Source organism: Leucobacter komagatae (genome assembly GCF_006716085.1).
In the GTDB taxonomy this organism is placed as follows: Bacteria; Actinomycetota; Actinomycetes; order Actinomycetales; family Microbacteriaceae; genus Leucobacter; species Leucobacter komagatae.
The window spans coordinates 2,378,504-2,401,044 of the sequence record NZ_VFON01000001.1; the positions used below are offsets into that span (position 1 = coordinate 2,378,504).

Genomic DNA, 22,541 nt, shown 5'->3' on the forward strand with positions numbered 1-22,541 from the left:
CTACAGTTCTACAGTTGTGCAGCTGTGCAGCTCTACAGTTGTGCAGCTGTGCAGTTCTGCGCCCCACGTGCCCCCTGGCGCCGAAGAACTGTGATCTGCAGTTCGAATGCCGACCACCTGCTGGGTGGGCATGTCTTCTGCAGATCACAGGTCTTGCGGCTGGAGCGAGGGCGGAAAGCACTGAGGGCGGCAGAAGCCCCCTAGGCAGCGCCGCCAAACTCGCCCGTCGCCACGATGATCGCGCGAGCGAGCACCGCGTCGCGCATCATGAAGCCGAGTACCGCAGGCGTCGCCTGCGGGTCAATGTCGATGTGCTCGACGTCGAGCGCGTGCACGACGAACCAGTAGTGGTGCACTCCGGTGCCCTCGGGCGGCCCGGCGCCGACAAACGCGGGCTCGCGCTGTTCGTTCGGCATCGTGATCGCGCCCTCGGGAAGCAGCGCGCCGCCAGGGGCCCCGGCGCCCGCGGGCAGGTCGGTGACGCTCGCAGGGATGTTCGCGACCGCCCAGTGCCAGAAGCCCGAGCCCGTGGGAGCGTCGGGGTCGAAGCACGTCACTGCGAAGCTCTTGGTTTCGGCGGGGAAACCCGACCAGCTCAGCTGCGGTGAGCGGTTCGACCCGCCAGCGCCTTCGCCGTACAGCTCGGCGGGCAGTGGCTCGCCATCCTGAATGTCGGTGCTTGCGAGGGTGAACCCTGGTTTCTCCGGCATCCCGGCGTACGGGTTCAGCGCGCCGCGACTCGGGTGACTTGTCATGCTCGCTACGCTACCCGGGAACACACGTTCTGGATAGCTGCCACCCGATAGACTGGGCTGAATATCAGCGATGCAGCAGTGATGCGGATTGGAGTGCAGCATGGCAGTCACGACCGGCTCCGAGCGCGCACGTGGTGCGCTCTCCTACCTTCGCCGCAAGATCTCGACGGGCGAGTGGGCGGTTGGCGAGCGGATCCCGATCGAGCCAGAGCTCGCCGACCAGATGGGCGTCGGCCGCTCGACGGTGCGCGAGGCAGTGCGCTCCCTCGCAAGCATGGGCATGCTCGAGACGGCCCCGGGCCGCGGCACCTTCGTGCGCTCCGCGTCGCCGACGAGCTCCCTGCTCGACGAGTTTCTGGCTGACTTCTCGCTCGAAGAGATCCTGAGCTACCGCCGCGCCCTCGAGATCGAGGCCGCCCAGCAGGCCGCCCTGCACCGCTCAGACGAAGACCTCGCCGCGCTCGAACAGGCGACGATCGAAGAGGTCGGCTGCTCGCGCTGCCCCGTGCTCAGCTTGACGGACTCTGGTGACGGCGCGTTCGACAGCCGCTTCCACCGGCTCATCTTCGACGCAGCGAAGAACCGGCTGCTCGCCGCGCTCTACGCCGGCATCAACGACCAGCTGCGCACCCCGCAACACCGCGGTCGCCTCGCGAACGTCGCTACGGGCGCTGAGATGGAGCGTGACCACCAGCGGGTGCTCGAAGCGATCCGCAAGCGGGACTTCATCGACGCCGTCCACGCGATGGTCGATCACGTTGACCACGACGTTGTCATCGTGAACGAGCAGCAAGAGGTCGTACCGCCGCTCGCGCGCACCCCCGAGCAGCAGCAGCGCATCGACGACGTGCGAGACGGGCGCCCCGCAACGGTCTAACCGCGGCGACCATATTCTCCAGCAGACCAGCGGCTCTCAGTAGAGTGGCCGCAAGCTGCTGCAGAACAGGAGAACACCTGGTGGTCATCAATGCTGTTTCAGGGAAACCACGGCCGCTCGCCGAGCGAATCCGCCGGTGGGTAGTCGTCGTCATCATCGTGTCGTTCTCGGCGGCGGCGCTCGCAGGGATCACCGTGCTGTTCGGCGACGTCGACACGGGGCCAGTGTTCGAGGTGCTGCTCAGCACCGCCCTCATCGGCACGTTCGGCGTGGCCGTGCTGTGCGGCGCGACGCTCCTCGCGCGTGCCTGGCAGGCCTTTGGCTGGGTCACGATCGTCGTCGCCATCGCGAGCCTCGGCTGGTGCCTAATGCTCGTGTGGGGTAGGTCGGATTGGGGTGACCTGACCTGGCGGCTCACGGCGACTGCGTCCACGGTGACAGCGGCGCTCGCGATCGCATCGCTGTTGCTACTCCTCGCCGGGCATCGCGCCGCCACCGTTCGGGTCGCGCTGTTCGCGACGCTCGGACTTATCGCCGTGGGCGTCGTGCTCACCCTCCTGCCGGTCTGGGATGTCGAGTTCGCGAACTTCGATACCTACCTTCGGGCGTTGGGAGTCGTGTGGATCCTCGCGGCGCTCGGCACGGTCGTGTTGCCAACAGTGTCACTCATCTTGCGGAGGGCCCAGCCGGCGTCGCCAACACGGCCCGCGGCGGGCGGGCTGGGCCTCTCACTTACTTCCGTCGAGCGGATCAATACTGCAGCCGCGGCCGCAGGTATGAGCCCGGATGAGTTCGTCGACAGCATCCTTCCGGCCCCCACGGCACCTTCTTCAGCTGAGGCGACAGAGGCGGCAGAGATGGCAGAGCCACTCGGCGAGCGCCCTGACGCTGCCGGTTAAGGCCGCGCAGCCATCAGCCCCGATCGCCGAGGTGGGCGTGCAGCGCGTCGCGCACGAGCGTTGCTCCGGCCACCCCACCGTAGTTCGCAGCGAACCGTTCGTCGGCGACGTACATCTCGCCGAGCCCCCGAACGTACGGGGTGAACGCGTCGCCCGAGGGCGCGCCGGGCACCCCGCGAAGCCACTCGACGTGGCGGGCGGCAAGCTGCTGGGCCCGCTCAGAGGCAGGAGCCACGCCGTCGGCCGCCGCGGCGATCCAGTCGGCGTTGAGCGCCTGCACCCGCTCCTTCCACAGGCGCTGCCCCTCGTCGCCGAGCCCACGCCACCAGCGGTCGCTTTCCGCGTAGGCGTTCTCGCCCCAGCGCTCGATCACCTCGTCTTTGTGCTTGGTGTGGTCGAATCCGTCAAACATATTGGCTGCCATGAGCCCATTCCCATCGTGTTGTGTGGTGAGCGCAGCGATCGTTCGCCGCACGGCGCCGATCTGGCGGTCGACCCGATCCCGCTCCTGCGTGAGCAGTTCGAGATGGGCTCCGAGCACCCGGGCCTCTGCGGCCTCGGGCGCTTGCTCGCCCGACCCCGCGTCCTGCACCGCGAGCACATCGGCGATCCGGTCGAGCCCGAGGCCCAGCTCGCGGAGCAGCAGCACGCGCTGCAGCCGCACGAGCGCACGGTCGTCATAGAAGCGATACCCGTTGTGCCCGACGCGCGAGGGCCTGACGAGCCCGAGCGCGTCGTAGTGCCGCAGCGTGCGCGAGGTCGTGCCCGCTGCGCGCGCTATCTCCTGGATCGAATACTCCACGGCCGCTCCTTCCTGCGCCTGAGTCGCACACCCTGTGCGCTCGTACAACACGTTAAAAGTTGACGTTACGTCAAGGTCAAGCGGTGCGCCAGAATATGATCCTGCCCGCCGCGACCCCGCCCGGGGAGCTTGGCCCCGAACCGGGCGTAGGCTGGGGCCATGGCAGCCATTCGTTTCGTCGCTATTGGAGACAGCTTCACGGAGGGCGTCGGCGATGAGCAGCCAGACGGCAGCGTGCGCGGCTGGGCCGACCTCGTCGCGCAGGGCCTCGCAGACGCGACCGGTGAGCCCATCGAGTACGCAAACCTCGCGATCCGCGGCAGGCTCCTCGCCCCGATTCTTGCTGAGCAGCTTGAGCCCGCCATTGCGCTCGGCCCAACCCTCCTGAGCTTCAACGGCGGCGGCAACGACATGCTGCGGCCGGGCACGGACATGGCGGCGATCATCGCCGCGACCGAGGGCGCGCTCTCGCGCATTCAACAGGCAGGGATCGAGCCGTTACTGCTTGCCGGCGCGAACCCGACCGGCGGGCTCCCCTCGGGCGGCAGCGTCAGCAGGAAGGGGAGCGAGCTCACCGAGGCTGCAGGAGCCGTCGCCGCCCGCCTCGGTGTCAGGTTTTCGAACAACTGGGGCGACACCGAACTCGCGGGAAGCCAGTACTGGTCGATCGACCGCTTGCACCTCGCCCCGGTCGGTCATCACCGGGTCGCCGCGAATGTGCTCGGTGCCCTCGGCTACGAGGCCCCCGCTGACTGGGTCACCACGGCACCACCGAAGGCGGCGCCGACAGCGCGCGATCAGCTTCGGTACACCCGCGAGCACGTGCTGCCCTGGATCGGGCGGAGGCTGACCGGCCGCTCAAGCGGCGATGGTCGCACGGCGAAGTACCCCGAGTTCGTGACGATCGCCCCGCGCGGCTAGGGCAACCGGCCGGCTTACGCGCCCTGCCCCGCCGAGCACTCCGGGCACAGCCCGAACAGGTCGACAACGTGTCCGATCTCGGTGAAGCCGTGTTCGGCGCCGACGCGGCCCGCCCACTCCTCGACGACCGTCGCCGCAAGCTCGCGGGTCTCGCCGCAGCGGCGGCACACGAGGTGGTGGTGGTGGGCCGAGGTCTCGCACGACCTGAACAGGGTCTCGCCCTCGGGTGACTGCAGAGAATCGGCGTCTCCGACCTCCGCGAGGTGCGCGAGCGCTCGGTAGACGGTCGCGAGGCCGACGGTGGAGCCGCCCTCTTTGAGTCGCCTGTGGAGCTCTTGCGCGCTCACGAATCCGGGCGCGTCAACGAGCTCGACGCGCACCGCCTCGCGCTGCCAGGTGTTTCGCTTCGGCTGCATCACTCACCTCCCGTGATCACTGCAGCAGGACTCTTCCTCTCTACGGTAGCGGAGAGCGGCTTCGAGCGTCGTCTGAGGAACGCCGATGCCACCAGCGCGAGCACATAGATCGCGGTCGCGGCGAGGCCGATCGAGCCACCGGCAGCGATATTCCACTCGCGCGACGCCCACAGCCCGAGCAGCCCGCTCACGACGCCGAGCGCGGCCGCGATGGGCGGCACCCACGCGACCGTCGGGGCGAGCAGCCGCGCCGCGGCGGCGGGGGCGATCAGGATCGCGACACCCAGGATCGCGCCCACCGCTGGCATCGAGACGACGACAGATGCCGCGATGATGCCCACGACGACGAACTCCACGGGACCCGAGCGGAAGCCCGCTGCCGTGAACCCGGCAGGGTCGAACGTGTGGAAGAGGATCCGCCTGCCAAACACCGCGAGCGCGACGAGCGAGCCGAGAAGCACCGCGGCGGTCGCTGAGATGTCGACGAACGTCACGCTGAGCGGCGACCCGACGAGCAGCGCGTCGACGGGCACGCCGAGGCCGGGGTTCGCGCTCGAGAGGAGTGCGCCAAGCGCGAACCCGAATGCGAGCACGATCCCGCTCGAGACCTGGCCGCCCTGCCTTGGTATTCGAGACAGCCAGCCCATGAGCAGCACGAGCAGCGCGGCGAATAGCGCCTGCCCGATGAGCAGGTTCCACCCAGCGAGGGCAAAGATCACGCCGCCGGGGAATGTCGCGTGGCTCAGCGCGATCGCGAAGAACGAGCGGCCGCGGAATACGATGAGCGTGCCGGCTACGCCGGCGAGCAGGCCAAGCAGCACGAGTTCGAGCGCAGCCATTGCAAAGTAACTCACGGGCACACCCCCGCGTTCAGGCGCGGCACCGGAGGTGCTGCCGCCGCGATCCGACGCGCGCGGGCCCGCTTCGCACCGTGCACGGACGCCGAGCCCGCGACTGCGACGCCGTAGAGTGCGACAAGCGCGAGCACGATGAGCGCGCCTGGCGACGCCGAGACGGAGCCGCGGAGTGACCACTCGAACGAGCCCCACAGGCCCGCAATGCCAGCGGCAAGGGTCACGAGCGCCGCGACGGGAGCGAGCAGCCACAGCTTCCGGGTGACGAGCCTCGCGACTGCCACGGGAACGACGAGGATCGCAACAACCATGAGCACCCCGAGGGCCTGCACGCCGGCGACGACGAGCAGCGCGACGGCGACGTTCAGCGCGAGATCGGTGCGAAACGCGCTGAAGCCTGCGGCCTCGAAGCCAGCGGGGTCGAACGCCCGGTACAGTTGCGCGCGGCGCGTGACGAGCACGATCGCGATCGCGATGACCGCCACGACGGCGATCTGCGTGAGCTGCGCCTCGGTCACCGTGAGAATCCGCCCGAACAGGAGCTCCTGCAGCTGCGAAACGTAGCTTTCACCCCGTGAGACGAGCACGATCCCGAGGCTGAACAGCCCGGTGAGCACAACCGCAATACCGGCGTCACGGGCGGCGATGCTGCCTGAGCTCCGGGATCCCGCGCGGCCGAGCAGCGTGAACAGCAGCGCGGCGACGAGAGCCGCGCCGACTGCGCCGGGCAGCAACCCGGCGGTACCACCAACGACTGACCCAATGACGAGTCCCGGGAAGACCGCGTGCACGAGCCCATCGCTCACGAATTCAAGCTCTCGGAAGTTGATAAACACCCCGACAACCGCCGCAGCGATCGCGAGCACGGCGATCGCGATGAGCGCACGCTGCATGAAAGGGAGCGCGAAGATACTCGCGAGCCCCGGGGCTGCCTGAGCGAGCCACCCACTCACGGCGCGTCGACCTCTCGCGTCGTCGTGACCGTGTGCTGATCGAGCTCAACAGTGGAGTCGTGGAAGGCGTGCTGCACCGCATCGAGCGTCAGCGCATCCTCGAGTGTGCCGAACGCCGCCGGGTGGCCGGGCTCACCGGGCTCGTGCCCGCTGGCGAGCAGCAACACGTGCGTGCAGGCAGCCTTAGCGATCTCAAGGTCGTGAGTCGACACGATGACCGTGCGGCCCTCATCCCGCTGGCGCGCGACGAGGTCGAGCAGCATCTCGCGGTTCTCGCGGTCGAGGCCGTTGAACGGCTCGTCGAGCAGCAGGAGGCGCGGGTTCGAGACCAGTGCGCGCGCAAGAATTGCGCGCTGCTGCTGACCACCCGAGAGCTCGCCGAAGATGCGGCCGGCGAACGCCTCAAGCCCCACGAGGCGAATCGCGCTCGCGATTGCCTCGCGCCCGGTCTTGCCGATCCTGCCGAAGGCGCCGAACTCACGGTACAGGCCCATGCTGACGACCGTGCGCACGGTAACGGGCAGGCTCGTATCTCGCGCGTCAGACTGCGGGAGCGTTCCGACGCTGCGGCGCGCTGCCTCCGGCGACGAGCCGAGCACTCTCACGGAACCAGCGGTGAGGTCTGCGAGGCCGAGGATTCCGCGAAGCAGTGTCGACTTGCCCGACCCGTTGGGCCCGATGAGCGCGACGGCCGCTCCCGTGGGTACGCTGAGCGTCAGATCTTCGACGCGCGTCTCGCCCCCGTACCCGAAGGCGGCACCCGTGAGCTCGAGTGCGGTGTGTGCGTCGTCGCTCATGCGGTCTCCCCCAAACCGTTCGGAACGGGGCCCGGCGTCACGCCCCAAGCTTCGAGAATAACGCGCGTGTTGTGCAGCGTCGCATCGATGTAGGTTTCCGCGTCGCTGTCAGCCGTGCCGAGCGAGTCGGCGTAGAGCGCATCACCGTCAACGACCGTGATCCCGGTCTCGCGGGCGATCGTCTTCGCGAGCTTCGGGCTCATCGAAGACTCGACGAAGATCGCTTTCACACCGCGCTCCTTGATCTTTGCGCTGAGCGCATCGAGCTCGGCCGCGCTCGGTTCTGCGTTGTCTTCGAAGCTCGGCATGATCGCGCCGGCGTAAGCGATGTTGTAGTCGTGCAGGTAGTAGCGGAGCGAGTCGTGCCCGCTCACGAGTACACGGTCAGCTGCCGGAACCCGCTCGAACTGCTCGGCGACCCACCCGTCGAGGGTGTGCAGCTGCGCTTCGTAGTCGGCTGCGCGCTTCTGGTAGTCGGCCGCGTGCGCGGGGTTGGCCTGCGCGAGGCCGCGAGCGACCTCGGCCGCCATGCCCTCGGCGTAGCGGGGCGATGTCCAGATGTGCGGGTTCAGGTCGCCGTGGTCATGGTCGTGCTCGTCACCCTCGTGACCGTGCTCGTGGCCCTCGTGCGCCTCGTCGGCGCTCGCGGCTTCGTGGTCGTGCGCGCCATGGTCAGCGTGATCATGGTCAGCGTGATCGGCGTGATCGTGACCCGCGTGATCCGGGGCCTCGCCGGTCTCGGCCTCAAGCTCGCCCTCGGCGGTGATCTCCTTTGCCTCGGCGAGGTCGATCCCGTCAGCGGCGGTAATCAGCGTTCCTTTGAACCCCGACGCTTCGATTGCCGAGTCGATGAACCCCTCAAGCTCGGCACCGTTCATGATGAGTACATCGGCCTGGCTCAGCGCGACGAGCTCTTTCGGTGACGGGTCGAAGTGGTGGGCGGATGCCCCCGGCTGCAGCAGACCCGTGAGCGAGATGTCCTCGCCACCGATCTGGTGCGCGAAGTCGGCAAGCTGCGTCGTGGTCGCGACCACGTTGAGCCCCTCGCCGCTCCCACCGCTGCCAGTTGCGGGGCTGCAGGCGCTCAGGGCGAGCGCTGCGGCGAGCGCAGAGGCGGCGAGAGCAGAACGGCGGAGTGCGGGGGTACGTGACATGAGCATCTTTCTAAATGAGAACGGATCTCATTCTATGCGCATGTGAGAACCGTTCGCAACAAGGCGGTCCACCCCAGGCCAGCCCCACCACCGGGCCAGCCCCACCGCCCGGCCAGCCCCACCACCGGGCCAGCCCCACCGCCCGGCCAGTCCCACCACCGGGTCAGTCCCACCGCATGTTTTCTGCACAAGACATGCGGCAGCCCGCCGGAAAGGGCATACCTTCGGTCGATCACAGGCGGAAGCGGCGACCCCGGCGGAGGCGGAGGCGGAGGCAGAGGCAGAGGCAGCCCCATCCACCCCCAACCCGGGTTACGATGGCCCCACCGCCACACAAAGGAGTGACAGTGTCGACACCCCAAGACGCCCGGCGCCACATCGCCCCGGCAATCACGATGGCCCTCGCGATCCTCGGCGCGCTCGCGCTGCTCGTCACCTTCGTCGTGCAGGTCGTTGCTGCCATCCCCCCGAAGCTCGAGCCGGCCCCAGCCAACGTGCTCGCTCACATCGAGCAGTCCTTCGCACCCCAACACGTGATCGACCGCATCGGCGAGCTCCGGCCCGAAACTGCGGTGGTGCTCGAGCGCGCGGACGACGGGGCGATCGCCTTCGCCTTCCGCACGACGAACGATTCGTTCGGCGCGGGCGTTTTTGTCCCGCCGGGCGGCGGCGCCACGAGTATTGCACCCGCAGACGGCACTTGGGTGTGGATGGAAACGATGAACCGGGTCGACGACACTCCCCGCAATTATGAGCTGACGGTGCGGCGTACGGGCGCCACCTACGACCACACGTTCACGGTGAAGCAGTGACTCAGCGCCCGGAGGCTCCCACGAACCTCAGACCCCGTCGTCGCATTGGGTCGGCAGCGGCGATGACCGCGGGGGTGCTTGGAGCACTCGTGCTTGCGGGCGGGCTCTCGATCCAGCTCGGTCACGACATCGCAACCCGGGCTGCCGCGGCTTCCCTGGATACCGCGACCGAAGCGGTCAAAGAGCACATCGAAGCATCGCCGGGCCTCCTCAGCGGCGTGCTCATGAACGACGCCCCGAAGCTCGACACCCTGCGCGTCCTTGAGGTCACGGAAGACGAGGCCACCATCTACGCGCTCACGACGGAGGACGACGTGCTCATCGCAGGGATTGTGACGCCGAAGGAAAGCGTCGCGATGGCTTCGACACCGGGCGACCTGCACACGGGCCTTGAGGCGACGCTCGAGGGGGCCAAGCACACGCGGCAGTACGCGCTGTCGGTGTGGCGCGTCGAAACGGGCTACGAATACCTCCTCACTGTCCGGTAGCCGCCCGTACGCGTACTATCAACGTCATGGGCATCGTCGCGACTTCCACCGGACCGTTCGCTTCCGCCGCCGCCCTGCGCGGCGCTCTCTGTGACGGCGAGGTGAGCGCCGTCGAGGCCGCAGAGCACTTCCTCGCCCGCATCGCCGACCGAGAAGACCTCGGCTCGTTCGTCACCGTGACCGCCGAGAGCGCGCTTGCGGAAGCGAGGGCCGCAGACGCGCTCCGGGCCAGTGCGCAAGACGCCCCGAGCTTGCCGCCCCTCCTCGGCATGCCCCTCGCGCACAAAGACATCGTCGATGTCGCGGGCGCCGTCACCACATTCGGCACGCTCGCGCAGCCCCCACGGGTCGCCGAGGCAGACCACCCCGTCGTCGCCGCGCTCCGCGCCGCCGGCACCGTGTCGCTCGGAAAGACCCAGGTGCCAGAGTTCGGCCTCAACTGCTACTCAGAAAATCTCCTCGCACCCCCGGCCCGCAACCCGCTCGCCCCTGAGCGCACCCCCGGCGGTTCCAGCGGTGGATCCGCGGCGGCTGTCGCCGCCGGCCTGCTCCCCGTCGCGCCTGGCAGCGACGGCGGCGGCTCGATCCGCATCCCCGCGCTCGCCTGCGGCCTCATCGGCCTCAAGCCGGGCCTCGGCGCGGTACCCGGCGACGTCGCGAACGGGTACGAAGACAGCTTTGGCGCTCCGATCCTCACGGTCTCCGGGCCGCTCGCCCACACGCCGCTCGACGCCGCGATCCTCATGGACGCGATGACCGCGCCGGGCTCGGCCGCCACGCGGCCCACCGGCGATCACGAGCGCGCGGTGCTCCGCGCCGGCGAGGTTGCGGGCCTCACGGTCGCCGCGAGCACCGCGTCTCCCTTCGAATCCGCGATAGACGTGAGGCTCTCCCCCGACGCGCTGCGCGCCTACGAGCTCGCCGCCGAGCGCCTCGCCGGTCTCGGCCACCGCGTTGACGCCGCCGATTTCCGCTATGACCCTGAGTACTTCGACTTCTTTTCGAAGGGGTGGATCGCGGGCCTCTCACTCATTGAAATGACCGAGGCCCAGGCCGCGAAGCTCGCACCAATCACTCGCGAAATGCGCGGGCGGGCGCTCGCACGATCGCTCCCCCAGCACCGCGAGAGCGCGGCGCGCCTACGCGGCTTCGGGAGGGAGGTGCGCGAAATGTGGGGGCAAACCGACATCGTGCTGACCCCGGGGCTCGCGGCAGCGCCGCCCCTCATCGGCGCGTTCAGCTCCCTGCCGCCCGCCGAAGACTACGCGGCCCAGTGCCAGTTCACGCCGTTCACGTCGATGGTGAACGTCGCAGGCCTCCCGGCAATCGCCGTTCCCATCACGACCGACGCCGCCGGCCTCTCCCACGGGGTGCAGCTCATCGGCAGGCCGGGCAGCGAGGCCCAGCTCCTCGCGCTCGCCGAACAGCTCACCCGCTAGCCCGCTCGGCTGTTCCCAGTTCGTCGGTAGGGTTGGGCGCATGACCTCGCCCACGTTCGAGCTTGCCGCCCACTCCTGGGTGCTGCTGCTTCTCGCGGCGATGCTCGTCGGCATCTCAAAGACTGCGCTGCCGGGCATCAACACGATCTCGATCGCTATCTTCGCGGCGGTGCTGCCCGCGAAGGCGTCGACCGGGGCGCTCCTCCTGCTGCTCATGGTCGGCGACGTGTTCGCGCTCGTGAGTTATCGCCGCCACGCCGACTGGCGCGCGCTCCTAAAGCTCATCCCGTTTGCCGCCCTAGGCCTCGGTTTCGGCGCGCTCTTTCTCGCCCTCGCCCACGACGGGTCCGTGCGCAGGGTGATCGGCGCGATCCTGCTCGTACTGATCGGCGTCACGCTGTGGCAGAACTGGCGCCGGCGGTCGGGGGCGGGCGGTGCCACGGTTCAGGATCCCTCCACCGCCGCAGCCGCGTCGCCCGCGCAGTTCGCGGCGCGCGCCGGGTTTGGCACGCTCGGCGGCTTCACGACGATGGTGGCGAACGCGGGCGGCCCGGTGATGTCACTGTATTTCCTGTCGGCCCGCCTGCCAGTAAAAACGTTCCTCGGCACGGCGGCGTGGTTCTTCGCGGCGATCAACCTCACAAAGCTGCCGATCTCGATCGGGCTCGGCCTCATCACCCCGGAGACACTCGAGCTCGACATGCTGTTAGTACACGGGGTTGTTGCGGGCGCCGTGCTTGGGCGCTGGGTCGCGTCTCGAATACGCCAGCAGACCTTCGAGTGGGCGGTCATTGTGGGCACGGCGCTCGGCGCACTGTACCTGCTCATCGCCTGACCGGCCCACAGCGGCCACGTTGCCCGCTTACCCCTACGGGGTATAGCGTTGACCCATGCACACGACCGATTTCACCGTCACCGGAATGACCTGCGGCAACTGCGAGAACCACGTCCGCGAGGAGGTCAGCGCTGTCGCCGGCGTCACGGGTCTCGAAGTCAGCGCGGCGACAGGCACGCTGCGCGTCGAGTCCGAGGGCCCCATCGACGCGGCTGCGGTCATCGCGGCCGTCGACGAGGCAGGATACGCCGCAACCGCTGCGTAGCACCATCCCGCCTAACGACACGAGAAGCGAAGGCGGGTAACATGCGAAGCATGGACGAGCCAAATTGCGCACCGGAGTTTAGCCCCGGCCATCCGCACACCCCCAAGGGCAGCGGCGACAGCCACGCCGGCCACTCGCACGGCCTCGAGGGGGCCGCGACGGCGACGGGCAAGCACCGGAAGCGCCTGATCCTCGTACTCGCGATCACGCTCAGCGTGTTCCTCGTACAGATCGTCGGCGCGTTCATCTCGAAGTCACTCTCGCTTCTCGCAGACTCCGGGCACATGCTCACCGACGCGACCGGAGTCGCGATCGCGCTGCTCGCGAGCATCATCGCGACGCTGCCCGCGAACTCCAAGCGCACCTACGGTTACCTACGTGTCGAGGTGCTTGCAGCCCTCGCAAACGGCATCGTGCTCGGCGTGATCGCCGTCGTCATCTTTGTGCAGGCGATCTCCCGCTTCGGCTCGGAGGTCGAAGTGCAGTCAACCCCAATGCTCATCGCCGCGGTCATCGGCGCGGCGGCAAACCTAGTCTCGCTGCTCATCCTCCGCTCCGGTCAGGAGGAGAGCCTGAACGTTCGCGGCGCCTACCTCGAGGTGCTCGGCGACCTCCTCGGCTCGCTCGCGGTGATCGTCGCTGGCATCATCATCGCGTTCACGGGTTGGATGGTCGTCGACCAGATCGCCTCTATCGCGATCGCGCTACTCATCGCGCCGCGCGCCTACAGTCTGCTCCGCGACGTGGTCTCGGTGCTGCTTGAGGCGACCCCGAAAGACTTCGACGTCGACGCCGCGCGCGAGCACATGCTCGCCGTGCCCGGCGTTGTCGAGGTGCACGACGTGCACGCCTGGACGATTACCTCGGGGGTGCCTGCGTTCTCCGCCCACGTCACGATCACCGACGACTCCTGGAGCGAGCGCGGGTACCACGACGTGCTCGACGAGCTCAAGGCGTGCCTCGTACAGCACTTCAACGTCGGGCACTCAACCCTGCAGATTGAACCCGAGAGCCACGACATCCCGAGCTTACGCACGCACGACTAGCGAGCTTGCGCGGCGTGCGCGACGCCAGCCGGCAGGTGCCTCGCCAGCTAGAGGTGGGCCGCGCCCGTACTCATGACGCGCGCGTAGTGCATGTCGCTCTGCGCGAGGGCTGACACCCGCGACACGATCGGCAGGTTCTCCCAGCCGCCCGTCCACGAGAGCTTGCTCGCGAGCTGCCACACCGTGAGCCCGGGCACCTCAGCCAGCTGCTCGGCGGCCTGCCGCGTGCGGGCCTCGTGGTGCTCACGGATCTCGGCGCAACGGGTGCCGAGCGGCGCGAACCGGAAGCCATGGCCCGGCAGCGCCTCCGCATCAGCGTATGGTGCAAGTTTCTCGAGCGAACCGTAGTACTCGCCCAGCGGGTCGGCGGTACGTTTGCCGCCGAGGGCGACGCCAGGGTTGATGAGCGGGAGCACGTGGTCGCCGGTAAAGACCGCGCCCGCAGCCGGGATCGCGAGGCAAATGTGCCCGGTGGTGTGGCCCGGGGTGTGGATCACCGTCGCCCGGTACGAGCCAAAGTCGAGCTCGTCGCCGTCCACGAGTTCCTCGTCGATGATGACCGCCGACCCGAAATCAGCGCGCATGTTCGCGATCGCCAGAAGCTGGTCACGCCACTCCTCGGGAACTCCCCACTCACCCAGCATGTCGCCGACGTCGTGGCCAGCGGAGAACTGCAAGCCTTCGCGGATCGCGGCGGCCTCTTCACGGTGCATGCGCACCGTCGCGCCCGAGGCCTCTCGGATGCGGTTCGCGAGGCCGGTGTGGTCGAAGTGCAGATGCGTGAGCGTCACCGTCGCGATATCCGTGAGCTCACGCCCGAGACCCGCGATCGCCGTGGCGAACGCGGCCCAGTTCTCGTCAGTGTCGAGCCCGGCATCGACGATGTGCACCGCCCGCGAGTCACCGCCCGTGAGGATCGCGTAGCTGTAGGCGTAGGGCGGCTGCATGCCCGGCATGTCGAGAGCGATGGCGTGGATCCCGGGGCGGATCTCCTCCGTTTCGGGGAGCGTTCCTGCCCGCAGCGCCTCGCGCTGGCTATCGCTTGTTGTGCGAACGGGATCCACTGCCGTGCCTCCTGATGTGGTGTGGTGCGCGCGCTTCCGAGCGCGCGGGCTACTAGCGGTTGCTGACCTTACCGAACAGGTTCGCGATCGGGGCCACGAGCAGCGGCCGCGTCAGGAACCAGGCCAGCGCGATCGCGCCGAGCCCCGCCGTGAACATCCAGAACCCGAACCACCCTGTGCCGTCATTGCCAGCGTACATATGGTTGAGGTTGCGAAGCGCGCCGGTGGTGAGCACAAGGAACACGTGGATGATCACGAAGAACACGAAGAACAGCATCGTCGGGTAGTGCAGCGCCCGCGCGAGCGGGGCCGGGAACACCCTGTCGAGCTTCTCGTTGTTCTTCGGCCACCACTCGCTCATGCGCAGACCCGTGATCGCTGCGACCGGGGCCGCAATGAAGACGATGATGAAGTACATGAGCTGCTGGAGCGCGTTGTAGTTCACCCAACCGTTCTCAACCGGCCAATCGAGCGTGAGGTACTGGAGCATGGCCGAGGCCGCGTGCGGGAACACGTCCCAGCTCGTCGGCACAATGCGCGCCCAGTGGCCAGTCACAAAGAGCAGCACGACGAAGATCACACCGTTGGCGAGCCAGAGCAGGTCAATGCTCGTGTGCAGCCACAGGTGGATGGAGATCTTCTTCCCACCCTTCTTCGGGGTGTAGAACGCGTCGGGCTTCTGCTGGTGCCGCACCGTGAGCCCGGTGCGCACGATGAGCACCATGAAGAACAGGTTCAGGTAGTGCGTCCATCGGGCCCAGGCGGGGAAGCCCTCGTCGGGCTCAACTGCCGGGTGGTACTCGCCCGGATAGCGCTCGACGAACTCGGGCACGCCAGGAAGCGTGGTCACGCCGCGAGCGGCGAGCACGATGACACCGGCGAGTACAACGAGGCCGACGATGCCAAGCGACCCGAGCTTCACCCACTGTGAGAGCGAGCGCGAGCCAATCATCCTCGGCTCGCGGGCTGGCTTCGCCGGAGCCGCGGGCTTCGCAGCCGCCGTGGCGGGAGTGGCTGGAGTCGCAGGCGTCGCGGTAGCTGCGGCGGCCTGCGCGGGAGCGGGAGCATGCGCGGCCGGTGCCTGTGCTGTCTGTGCTGGCGCCTGTGTGGCGGGCGCCGCAGGAGCAGGCGCTGCAGGAGTCGGTGCCGCAGCGGCAGGAGCCGCCGCACGCTCAGGCGCAAGGCCCTCCGGCGGCCACGGATCGCCGCCGGTCACGCGCGGCAGGCCCCGACGAAGCGGGGTCGTGCCAAACACAACCGGCGCGGCGACGGAGGCTGCTGCCGGAGCGGGCGCACCCGCAGGGGCCTCGGCGCTCGCGGGAGTGGCGGGGGCCGAAGCCGGAACGCCAGGAGCCTGGGCGGCCGGGGCGGAGTGCGTCGTCTCAACGGCACCTGGCACAGCGGCGCCCGGCACAGCAGCAGCCGAGGCTGCGGTGCCGGCGGGCGCAAAGCCCTCGGGCGGCCACGGGTCTCCCCCGGCGACGCGAGGCAGGCCACGTCGAAGCGGCACGGAACTCAGCTCCGCCACGGTCCCGGCGTCAGCGGCGGCGCCGGCAGCCGCAGCGGGCTGGGCTGACTCAGCACTTGCAGCGTCCACAGCACCTGCAGCCTCGACAGCAACAGCGGGAGCCGCAGGCTCAGCAACCTGGGCGGCGGGGGCCTCCACTGGGGCCTGCGCGGGTGCAGGCTGCGCCGGCGCGGCCGTGGGCTCAGGGGCCACCGCAACCGCCGGCGCGCCAGCCAGGGTCCCTGCTGGCGGCCACGGTTCACCCCCCGGAACGCGGGGCAGCCCGCTTCGAATCGACTGGGAGTAGCTCGCCATCGCCGCTACTGCCTAGCTTCGAGCGCAGCGAGCAGCTGCGGCACCACGGTGAACACGTCGCCGACAACGCCAAAGTCGGCGACGTCGAAGATCGGCGCGTCGCCATCCTTGTTGATTGCGACGATGTTCTTCGCGGTCTGCATGCCTGCGCGGTGCTGGATCGCGCCGGAGATGCCGAGCGCGATGTAGAGCTGCGGGGAGACCGAGACACCCGTTTGGCCGACCTGGTACGAGCTCGGCACGAAGCCAGCGTCGACGGCCGCGCGCGAGGCACCGATCGCCGCGCCAAGTGCGTCAGCGAGCTGCTCGACAAGCGCGAACTGTTCCTTCGACCCAAGCCCGCGCCCGCCCGACACAACTCGGGCGGCCCCACGAAGCTCGGGGCGCGAGGAGACCTCGGTGACGGCCTCGAACGAGTCGATGCGGCCGGCCGGGGCGCCGGTGTCGGTGACGGTGAGCGCCTCGGCCTGAGCCGTCTGCGCCTCTGCGCGCGCGTCGACCGCGCCCTGGCGCAGCGTGACGACCGGTGCGCCAAAGGTGGGGGCCGACGTGACGTTGTACGCGCCGCCGTAGACGGAGTGCTGTGCAACGACGCCAAGGTCATCGCGCGCGACACCGATCGCGTCGACAGCGAGCGCGGACTTCGATCGCGCGGCGTAGCGGGCAGCGGTGTCGCGGCCGTTTGGTGAGTTCGAGACGAGCACCGCGTCGGGCGCGACGAGGGCCGCGGCCGACTCGAGCGCGTCGACGGCGAACGTGCCGAGCGCCGCGGAATCGGTGGGGGTCGCAACGAGCACCCGGGTCGCGCCAAGCGCGGCGGCGTCGGCGGCGAGCGCCTCCGGGCCGATCACGAGCGCAACGGGGGTGCCAGCCTGCGAGGCCGCACCGAGCAGCCCGGCAGCTGCGTCCTCAAGCGCGCCGGAAGCCTGTGGTTCAAGGACGACAAGGATCGAGTCCTGTGCAAATTCAGCCATGATCTGTTTCCCCTCGCCCCTATACCAGTCGGTTCTCAATGAGGTAGTTCGCGAGCTGAGTGCCCGCGTCGCCCTCGTCAACGATCTTTACGCCCGCGGCGCGCGCCGGCTTCTCAGCGACAGCGGTCATGATCGACCGCGCCGCCGCCGGATCCTCAGCGTCGACGCCGAGATCTGCGAGCGAGACCACCTCGAGTGGCTTCTTCTTCGCCGCCATGATGCCCTTGAAGTTCGCGAAGCGCGCCTCGGGCAGCGCCTCGGTGATCGAGATGACCGCGGGCAGGTCGGCCGAGACCTTCTGCACGCCACCGTCGACCGGGCGAACGCCCGAGACGCCGGCTGCCGAGATCTCAACTTCGCTGAGCCCCGTGAGCCCGGGTACGCGCAGGTGCTCCGCGAGCATGGCGGGCACCGCGCCGCCCGAGCCGTCAGTCGACGCGTTGCCCGCGATGACGAGGTCGAAGCCGGCGCGCGCGATCGCCTTCGCGAGCACCTCGGCGGTGAGGCCGAGGTCTGCCCCGAGGAGCCCCTCGTCGACGACGTGCACCGCGGAGTGGGCGCCCATACCGAGCGCCTTGCGAATGGAGCCGCTTGCGCTCTCGGGCGCGAGCGTCAAGACGACAACCTCGGTGCCGTCGTTCGCGTCAGCGTACGACAGGGCCGCCTCGAGCGCGCGCTCGCCGATCTCGTCAAGCACGGTGTCAGAGGCCGCGCGGTCTGCGATTCCTGTCTCAAGGTTCAGTTTGCGATCCCCGTAAGTATCGGGAACCTCCTTGACCAGCACGACAATCTTCATCGATTCTCCTTCATTCGGCCTCGCGGCCTGGGATCTCGTTCGGGCTGCAGTGCCGCCCTGCGCCCCGGCGGAACGCTTGTTTTCCTCGTAAACGCATCATACGTGAGGGAATGCCTCAAAGTGGAAATTGTTGCGCGACCCACCTGAAACCTTCCCGGAACAGCCGGTAGGACTGTCGTGTTTGGCTAGCCCAGCTCCTCCGGGCGCTCGGCCGCGGCGAGCGCTTCGGCGTCTGGCACGTACCCGTCAATGTGGCGCTCGTCGACGCCGTTGTAGGCCGAGAGCGGGCGGATCAGCGCGTTCGACGCGGTCTGCTCCATGACGTGCGCGGTCCACCCGGTCACGCGCGAGGCAATGAACAGCGGCGTGAACGTGAGGGTGTCGAACCCGATGAGGTTGTACGCCGGGCCCGACGGGTAGTCGAGGTTCGGGTAGATGCCCTTGCGCGACACGAACTCGCCCTCGAGCGCGTCGTAGAGCGCCGCAACGTCGGGCCTGTCGTAGTGCTCGACGAGGGTGTCGAGCGCCGCCTTCATCGTCGGCACACGCGAGTCGCCGCGCTTGTATACCCGGTGGCCGAAACCCATGATCTTCCGCTTCTCGGCGAGCGCCTCGTCGAGCCAGGCGACGACCTTGTCGGCCTCACCGATCTCGTCGAAGATGTGCATGACTGCCTCGTTGGCACCACCGTGGAGTGGGCCCTTAAGGGCGCCGATCGCGCCGACGACGGCCGAGTAGAGGTCTGACAGCGTCGAGGTAATCACCCGCGCCGTGAACGTGGAGGCGTTGAAGGAGTGCTCAGCGTAGAGCGTCATCGAGCGGTTGAATGCGTCGACGACGACCTCGTCTGCTTCCTCTCCGAAGGTCATCCACAGGAAGTTCGCCGCGTAGTCGAGGTCGTCGCGCGGCTCCACGAGCTGCTCGCCGCGCCTGCGGCGCTGGCCGTAGGCGACGATCGCTGGCAGCGCGGCGTACAGCCTGACGCTCCGCGCCAGGTTCTCCTCGGGGCTGCCCGCGGCGTCGAGCACCGATCCTGCCCCCGACACGTCGGATGCCCCGATCACGCTGACTGCGGTGCGCACCTCATCCATCGGGTGCGCACTAAGCGGCAGCAGGTCGATCGCGGCGCGCACGTTGTCGGCGAGCGCGCGGTGGCGCCGCTCCTCCGCCCGCAGCTCGGCGAGCTGCTCGGCGCTTGGCAGTTCACCGTTCCAGAGCAGGTAGGCGACGGCCTCAAAGGGCTGTGTCGCCGCGAGCTCCTGCACCGGGTATCCCCGATACAGGAGACTGTTGGTCTCAGGGTTGACCTTCGAGATCGCCGTCATATCGGCGACGACCCCGGCAAGGCCCTTCTGAATCTGGACTGTCGAATTCTCCGTCACGGTAAGCTCCTTCGCTTGTGCTGCGGGCGGTGAGCGGTTTAGCGCTCGACCTCGAAATTGAACACGCTCGTATCGAACTGGTTGTATGCCTCGTAGTCCACGAGATCGTACAGGTCTGCCCTGTGCTGCATCTCGTCGAGCTTCGAGGTGAGCGTGCCGTGCTCATTGATCGTGTCGAGCGCGCGGCCGGTCGCCCCCATCGAGATGCGAAGCATCGACACAGGCCAGATCACGATGTTCATGCCGACGTCGGCGAGCTGCTGCGTGGTGAACAGCTCGCTCTTGCCAAACTCGGTCATGTTTGCCAGTAGGGGCACGTCGACCGCCGAGCGGATCGCCTCGAACTCCTCGAGCGTGCGCATCGCCTCGGGGAAGATCGCGTCGGCACCCGCGTCGACGAGGGCCTTCGCGCGATCCTTCGCGAGTTCGAGCCCGTGGGGGCCGTCAGCGGTCGCGCGGATGTCGGTGCGGGCCATGATGAGGAAGTTCTCGTCGCGCCTGGCGTCGCGTGCCGCGCGGATCCGCTTCGTCGCGGTCGACTCGTCAACCACGGCCTTGCCGTCGAGGTGCCCGCAACGCTTCGGGTTGATCTGATCCTCAATGTGCGCGCCGGCGATCCCGGCGTTCTCCAGCGTCTGGATCGTGCGCGCGACGTTCATCGGCTCGCCGAAACCGGTGTCGGCGTCGATGATCGCCGGCAGCTCGGTCATGCGCGCGATCTGCTCGCCGCGGCCGGCGACCTCGGTCAGCGTGGTGAGCCCGATGTCGGGGAGGCCGAGGTCGGCAGCGAGCACGGCCCCCGAGATGTACACGCCCTCGAAGCCCTTCTGCTCGATGAGACGCGCGGAGAGCGGGTTGAACGCGCCGGGGAAGCGCAGCAGCTCCCCCGTTGCCAGCCGCTCGCGGAACAGCCGACGCTTGTCGGCCGGGGTGGTGTTTGAGTAGAGCATTAGAAGAGTCCCTTCGGGGCTGCCGCGAGGTCGATGACGCCCGCCTTCGCGACGATGTTGAGCTCGCGCACCTCGTCTGCCGAGAGCTCGGGCAGGCGCTGGACGAGCTCGAGGAAGCGCTCGATCTCTGCCGGCTCGAGCACGGGCTCGGCGAGCAGGCGGAACTTCGCGATGTAGTTGTCGCGGGCGAACGGACGCGCGCCGAGCGGGTGAGCGTCTGCGACCGCAATCTCGTCGACGATCTTCGTCCCGTCGGCGAGCTCGATCTCCACGCGGCCGCCGAACGCCTTCTCGTCGGGGTCCTCCGAGTGGTAGCGGCGAGTCCACTCCGCATCCTCGGCGGTCGTGATCTTGTGCCACAGCTCGACGGTGTCCGCTCGGCCTGCGCGCTCGGGGGTGTACGAGTCGACGTGGTGCCAGCCGCCATCCTGCAGCGCGACCGCGAAGATGTACGGGATCGAGTGGTCGAGTGTTTCACGTGAAGCATTGGGGTCGTACTTCTGCGGGTCGTTCGCGCCCGAGCCGATCACGTAGTGCGTGTGATGGCTCGTGTGCAGCACGATGCTCTTCACGTTCGCCGGGTCGACGAGCTCGGGGTGCTCACCGTTCAGCTTGCGCGCGAGGTCGATCCAGGCCTGCGCCTGGTACTCGGCCGAGTGCTCCTTCGTGTAGCTGTCGAGGATCGCGCGCTTCGCCTCGCCCTTCGCGGGCAGCGGGACCTGGTACTTCGCGTCGGGGCCGTCGAGCATCCACGCGATGACGCCGTCTTCACCTTCGTAGATCGGGCTCGGCGAGGTCTGTCCGCGCATCGCGCGGTCGACGGCCTCGACCGCCATCTTGCCCGCGAACGCGGGCGCGTGCGCCTTCCAGGTCGAGATCTCGCCCTTGCGCGACTGGCGGGTCGCCGTCGTCGTGTGCAGGCCCTGGCCGACGGCCTGGTAGATCGTCTCGGTGTCGAGGCCGAGCAGCGTGCCGATGCCGGCCGCGGCCGACGGGCCGATGTGGGCGACGTGATCGATCTTGTGCTTGTGGAGGCAAATCGCGCGCACGAGATCCATCTGAATCTCGTAGCCGGTGGCGATCGCGCGCACGAGGGCGCGGCCGTCCTTGCCAACGTGCTGAGCGACCGCGAGGATCGGCGGGATGTTGTCGCCGGGGTGCGAGTACTCGGCCGCGAGGAAGGTGTCGTGGTAGTCGAGCTCGCGAACCGCGACGCCGTTGGTCCAGGCCGCCCACTCCGGGCTCGTGCGCTCAGCATCGAGGCCGAAGATTGACGCGCCCTTGCCGCCCGTCGAGACGGGGTGCGAGAGCGCCTGCGCGCGGGAGGCGACGATCGGGCCGCGGGTGAGCGACGCTGCCGCAACCGAGGCGTTATCGATGATGCGGTTGATGATCATGTCGAGGACATCGGCGTCGACCTCGACGGGATCAGTCGCGACCTCGGCGATCTTCCACGCGAGCTGCTCCTCACGCGGGAGCGTTTCTTCGCTCTTGTACACGCGAACGTTGTGAATGACGGTCATGGTGTTGTCCCTTCTGACGGTGATGCTGTGCTGTGATGATCGCCGCTCGCGCCAGAGGTGGCGAGCGACGTAAGAATCGAGGCGAGCGCGTTGTGCAGGTGCACGTGCGTGGCGTGTGCGGCGAGTTCGCCGTCGCCGGCCGCGATGGCCTGGGCGATGAGCGTGTGCTCGGCAACCGAGGCGTGCAGCCTCGCGCGGTTGTCGCGGGCGAGCCGCCGAGCCCGTGCGAGGTGCGTGCGGATCGTGCGCAGCGCGCTCGTGAAGTACTGGTTGCCGACGGCGGCGTCGAGCGCTTCGTCGAAGCGGGCGATGAGGTCGTAGTACGAGTCGGCCGCCACTTCCCCACTCTCGGGGTGGGCCGCCGCGAACGCCTCAGCGAGTTCGGAGAAGACGACCGGGTCGCCCTTGGCCGCTGCGATCCTCGCGGTGTTCTCCTCAAGCGCGCGCCTCACTTCGAAGAGCGCCCGGATGTCGTCGGCCTGGAAGTCGGAGACAACGGTGACGCGCGGCGAAAGCTGGGCTGCGAGCCCGTTCGAGATGAGCCTGCCGATTGCCTCACGGGCCGGCGTGCGGCTCACGCCGAGGCGGGCCGCCTGTTCGACCTCGCCGAGCACCGTCCCGGGGGCGAGTTCGCCACGCTGGATCTCGTCAAGGAGGGTCGCATACGCCCGATCACTTGCCCGCACGACACACCCCCGATCTCGACGCTTCAGTGTC

General features: G+C 68.5%; 24 protein-coding genes. 9 read left to right on the forward strand and 15 right to left on the reverse strand.

The window, feature by feature from the left end; genetic code table 11:
• Positions 1 to 200 precede the first annotated feature (200 nt).
• Positions 201 to 755, reverse strand: a complete 555-nt coding sequence (locus FB468_RS10850; RefSeq protein ID WP_141887352.1) for a YbhB/YbcL family Raf kinase inhibitor-like protein — start codon at positions 753 to 755, stop codon at positions 201 to 203.
• Positions 756 to 855: 100 nt separating this feature from the next.
• Between FB468_RS10850 and FB468_RS10855 the strand changes: the two genes are divergently transcribed.
• Entirely contained in the window at positions 856 to 1,632 is a 777-nt protein-coding gene (locus FB468_RS10855; protein ID WP_141887353.1) for a FadR/GntR family transcriptional regulator, read from the forward strand.
• Positions 1,633 to 1,712: 80 nt separating this feature from the next.
• Complete coding sequence (locus FB468_RS10860) at positions 1,713 to 2,531, forward strand: hypothetical protein (RefSeq protein WP_141887354.1); 819 nt, start codon at positions 1,713 to 1,715, stop codon at positions 2,529 to 2,531.
• 13 nt (positions 2,532 to 2,544) lie between these two features.
• On the opposite strand, the gene FB468_RS10865 is transcribed toward FB468_RS10860, so the two are convergent.
• Positions 2,545 to 3,333: a MerR family transcriptional regulator gene (locus FB468_RS10865; RefSeq protein WP_141887355.1), complete on the reverse strand. Its 789-nt coding sequence runs from the start codon at positions 3,331 to 3,333 to the stop codon at positions 2,545 to 2,547.
• Between the two features lie 159 nt (positions 3,334 to 3,492).
• On the opposite strand from FB468_RS10865, the gene FB468_RS10870 reads away from it, so the two are divergent.
• The gene (locus FB468_RS10870; RefSeq protein WP_141887356.1) at positions 3,493 to 4,254 is read left to right on the forward strand and encodes an SGNH/GDSL hydrolase family protein; all 762 of its coding nucleotides are present in this window, start codon (positions 3,493 to 3,495) and stop codon (positions 4,252 to 4,254) included.
• 14 nt (positions 4,255 to 4,268) lie between these two features.
• On the opposite strand, the gene FB468_RS10875 is transcribed toward FB468_RS10870, so the two are convergent.
• From FB468_RS10875 to FB468_RS10895, 5 genes are read right to left on the reverse strand one after another with little or no spacing between them, the layout of a single operon-like run.
• On the reverse strand, positions 4,269 to 4,670 hold the full coding sequence (locus FB468_RS10875) for a Fur family transcriptional regulator (RefSeq protein ID WP_141887357.1): 402 nt from the start codon (positions 4,668 to 4,670) through the stop codon (positions 4,269 to 4,271).
• Positions 4,670 to 5,524, reverse strand: coding sequence for a metal ABC transporter permease (locus tag FB468_RS10880; RefSeq protein ID WP_141887358.1), 855 nt, complete (start codon positions 5,522 to 5,524; stop codon positions 4,670 to 4,672). Before FB468_RS10880 ends, FB468_RS10875 begins: the two co-directional genes overlap by 1 nt.
• Positions 5,521 to 6,417 (reverse strand): metal ABC transporter permease, encoded by an 897-nt coding sequence (locus FB468_RS10885; protein ID WP_141888269.1) that lies wholly within the window; start codon positions 6,415 to 6,417, stop codon positions 5,521 to 5,523. The genes FB468_RS10880 and FB468_RS10885 overlap by 4 nt, the downstream gene beginning before the upstream one ends.
• 56 nt (positions 6,418 to 6,473) lie before the next feature.
• Positions 6,474 to 7,274, reverse strand: coding sequence for a metal ABC transporter ATP-binding protein (locus FB468_RS10890; protein WP_141887359.1), 801 nt, complete (start codon positions 7,272 to 7,274; stop codon positions 6,474 to 6,476).
• Positions 7,271 to 8,428 carry a metal ABC transporter substrate-binding protein gene (locus FB468_RS10895; protein WP_141887360.1) on the reverse strand — a complete coding sequence of 386 codons (1,158 nt, stop codon included), beginning with the start codon at positions 8,426 to 8,428 and terminating at the stop codon, positions 7,271 to 7,273. The genes FB468_RS10890 and FB468_RS10895 overlap by 4 nt, the downstream gene beginning before the upstream one ends.
• A 347-nt stretch (positions 8,429 to 8,775) precedes the next feature.
• Here FB468_RS10895 and FB468_RS10900 point away from each other — a divergent pair, with 347 nt between their 5' ends.
• Genes FB468_RS10900 through FB468_RS10925 form a run of 6 tightly spaced genes read left to right on the forward strand, consistent with a single transcriptional unit; the run spans position 8,776 to position 13,313 of the window.
• Positions 8,776 to 9,240, forward strand: a complete 465-nt coding sequence (locus FB468_RS10900) for a hypothetical protein (RefSeq protein ID WP_141887361.1) — start codon at positions 8,776 to 8,778, stop codon at positions 9,238 to 9,240.
• A complete protein-coding gene (locus tag FB468_RS10905; RefSeq protein WP_141887362.1) occupies positions 9,237 to 9,728 on the forward strand; it encodes a hypothetical protein in 492 nt (163 codons plus the stop codon). The genes FB468_RS10900 and FB468_RS10905 overlap by 4 nt, the downstream gene beginning before the upstream one ends.
• 26 nt (positions 9,729 to 9,754) lie before the next feature.
• On the forward strand, positions 9,755 to 11,167 hold the full coding sequence (locus FB468_RS10910; RefSeq protein ID WP_141887363.1) for an amidase: 1,413 nt from the start codon (positions 9,755 to 9,757) through the stop codon (positions 11,165 to 11,167).
• Between the two features lie 40 nt (positions 11,168 to 11,207).
• A complete protein-coding gene (locus tag FB468_RS10915; protein ID WP_141887364.1) occupies positions 11,208 to 12,002 on the forward strand; it encodes a sulfite exporter TauE/SafE family protein in 795 nt (264 codons plus the stop codon).
• A 55-nt stretch (positions 12,003 to 12,057) separates the two neighbouring features.
• Positions 12,058 to 12,267, forward strand: a complete 210-nt coding sequence (locus FB468_RS10920; protein ID WP_141887365.1) for a heavy-metal-associated domain-containing protein — start codon at positions 12,058 to 12,060, stop codon at positions 12,265 to 12,267.
• A gap of 50 nt (positions 12,268 to 12,317) precedes the next feature.
• The gene (locus FB468_RS10925; protein ID WP_141887366.1) at positions 12,318 to 13,313 is read left to right on the forward strand and encodes a cation diffusion facilitator family transporter; all 996 of its coding nucleotides are present in this window, start codon (positions 12,318 to 12,320) and stop codon (positions 13,311 to 13,313) included.
• 47 nt (positions 13,314 to 13,360) lie between these two features.
• On the opposite strand, the gene FB468_RS10930 is transcribed toward FB468_RS10925, so the two are convergent.
• The 8 genes from FB468_RS10930 to FB468_RS10965 form a co-directional block, all read right to left on the reverse strand.
• Positions 13,361 to 14,377 carry an MBL fold metallo-hydrolase gene (locus FB468_RS10930; protein ID WP_141887367.1) on the reverse strand — a complete coding sequence of 339 codons (1,017 nt, stop codon included), beginning with the start codon at positions 14,375 to 14,377 and terminating at the stop codon, positions 13,361 to 13,363.
• Positions 14,378 to 14,429: 52 nt separating this feature from the next.
• Positions 14,430 to 15,974 carry a cytochrome b/b6 domain-containing protein gene (locus tag FB468_RS10935; protein ID WP_342777252.1) on the reverse strand — a complete coding sequence of 515 codons (1,545 nt, stop codon included), beginning with the start codon at positions 15,972 to 15,974 and terminating at the stop codon, positions 14,430 to 14,432.
• Between the two features lie 230 nt (positions 15,975 to 16,204).
• A complete protein-coding gene (locus FB468_RS10940) occupies positions 16,205 to 17,173 on the reverse strand; it encodes an electron transfer flavoprotein subunit alpha/FixB family protein (protein WP_141887369.1) in 969 nt (322 codons plus the stop codon).
• A gap of 19 nt (positions 17,174 to 17,192) precedes the next feature.
• A complete protein-coding gene (locus tag FB468_RS10945; RefSeq protein WP_141887370.1) occupies positions 17,193 to 17,969 on the reverse strand; it encodes an electron transfer flavoprotein subunit beta/FixA family protein in 777 nt (258 codons plus the stop codon).
• Positions 17,970 to 18,154: 185 nt separating this feature from the next.
• Positions 18,155 to 19,351, reverse strand: a complete 1,197-nt coding sequence (locus FB468_RS10950) for a bifunctional 2-methylcitrate synthase/citrate synthase (protein ID WP_141887371.1) — start codon at positions 19,349 to 19,351, stop codon at positions 18,155 to 18,157.
• Between the two features lie 38 nt (positions 19,352 to 19,389).
• Entirely contained in the window at positions 19,390 to 20,301 is a 912-nt protein-coding gene (gene prpB, locus FB468_RS10955) for a methylisocitrate lyase (protein ID WP_141887372.1), read from the reverse strand.
• A complete protein-coding gene (locus FB468_RS10960; protein WP_141887373.1) occupies positions 20,301 to 21,824 on the reverse strand; it encodes an MmgE/PrpD family protein in 1,524 nt (507 codons plus the stop codon). Before FB468_RS10960 ends, prpB begins: the two co-directional genes overlap by 1 nt.
• Positions 21,821 to 22,510 (reverse strand): GntR family transcriptional regulator, encoded by a 690-nt coding sequence (locus FB468_RS10965; protein WP_141887374.1) that lies wholly within the window; start codon positions 22,508 to 22,510, stop codon positions 21,821 to 21,823. Before FB468_RS10965 ends, FB468_RS10960 begins: the two co-directional genes overlap by 4 nt.
• Positions 22,511 to 22,541: the final 31 nt, after the last annotated feature.

Bases quoted from the DNA above. Each gene is read 5' to 3' on its own strand.
- FB468_RS10850 (WP_141887352.1), bottom strand. From the start codon at position 755: ATGACAAGTCACCCGAGTCGCGGCGCGCTGAACCCGTACGCCGGGATG.
- FB468_RS10855 (WP_141887353.1), top strand. From the start codon at position 856: ATGGCAGTCACGACCGGCTCCGAGCGCGCACGTGGTGCGCTCTCCTAC.
- FB468_RS10870 (WP_141887356.1), top strand. From the start codon at position 3,493: ATGGCAGCCATTCGTTTCGTCGCTATTGGAGACAGCTTCACGGAGGGC.
- FB468_RS10875 (WP_141887357.1), bottom strand. From the start codon at position 4,670: ATGCAGCCGAAGCGAAACACCTGGCAGCGCGAGGCGGTGCGCGTCGAG.
- FB468_RS10885 (WP_141888269.1), bottom strand. From the start codon at position 6,417: ATGCAGCGTGCGCTCATCGCGATCGCCGTGCTCGCGATCGCTGCGGCG.
- FB468_RS10890 (WP_141887359.1), bottom strand. From the start codon at position 7,274: ATGAGCGACGACGCACACACCGCACTCGAGCTCACGGGTGCCGCCTTC.
- FB468_RS10895 (WP_141887360.1), bottom strand. From the start codon at position 8,428: ATGTCACGTACCCCCGCACTCCGCCGTTCTGCTCTCGCCGCCTCTGCG.
- FB468_RS10910 (WP_141887363.1), top strand. From the start codon at position 9,755: ATGGGCATCGTCGCGACTTCCACCGGACCGTTCGCTTCCGCCGCCGCC.
- FB468_RS10915 (WP_141887364.1), top strand. From the start codon at position 11,208: ATGACCTCGCCCACGTTCGAGCTTGCCGCCCACTCCTGGGTGCTGCTG.
- FB468_RS10920 (WP_141887365.1), top strand. From the start codon at position 12,058: ATGCACACGACCGATTTCACCGTCACCGGAATGACCTGCGGCAACTGC.
- FB468_RS10925 (WP_141887366.1), top strand. From the start codon at position 12,318: ATGGACGAGCCAAATTGCGCACCGGAGTTTAGCCCCGGCCATCCGCAC.
- FB468_RS10940 (WP_141887369.1), bottom strand. From the start codon at position 17,173: ATGGCTGAATTTGCACAGGACTCGATCCTTGTCGTCCTTGAACCACAG.
- FB468_RS10945 (WP_141887370.1), bottom strand. From the start codon at position 17,969: ATGAAGATTGTCGTGCTGGTCAAGGAGGTTCCCGATACTTACGGGGAT.
- prpB (WP_141887372.1), bottom strand. From the start codon at position 20,301: ATGCTCTACTCAAACACCACCCCGGCCGACAAGCGTCGGCTGTTCCGC.
- FB468_RS10960 (WP_141887373.1), bottom strand. From the start codon at position 21,824: ATGACCGTCATTCACAACGTTCGCGTGTACAAGAGCGAAGAAACGCTC.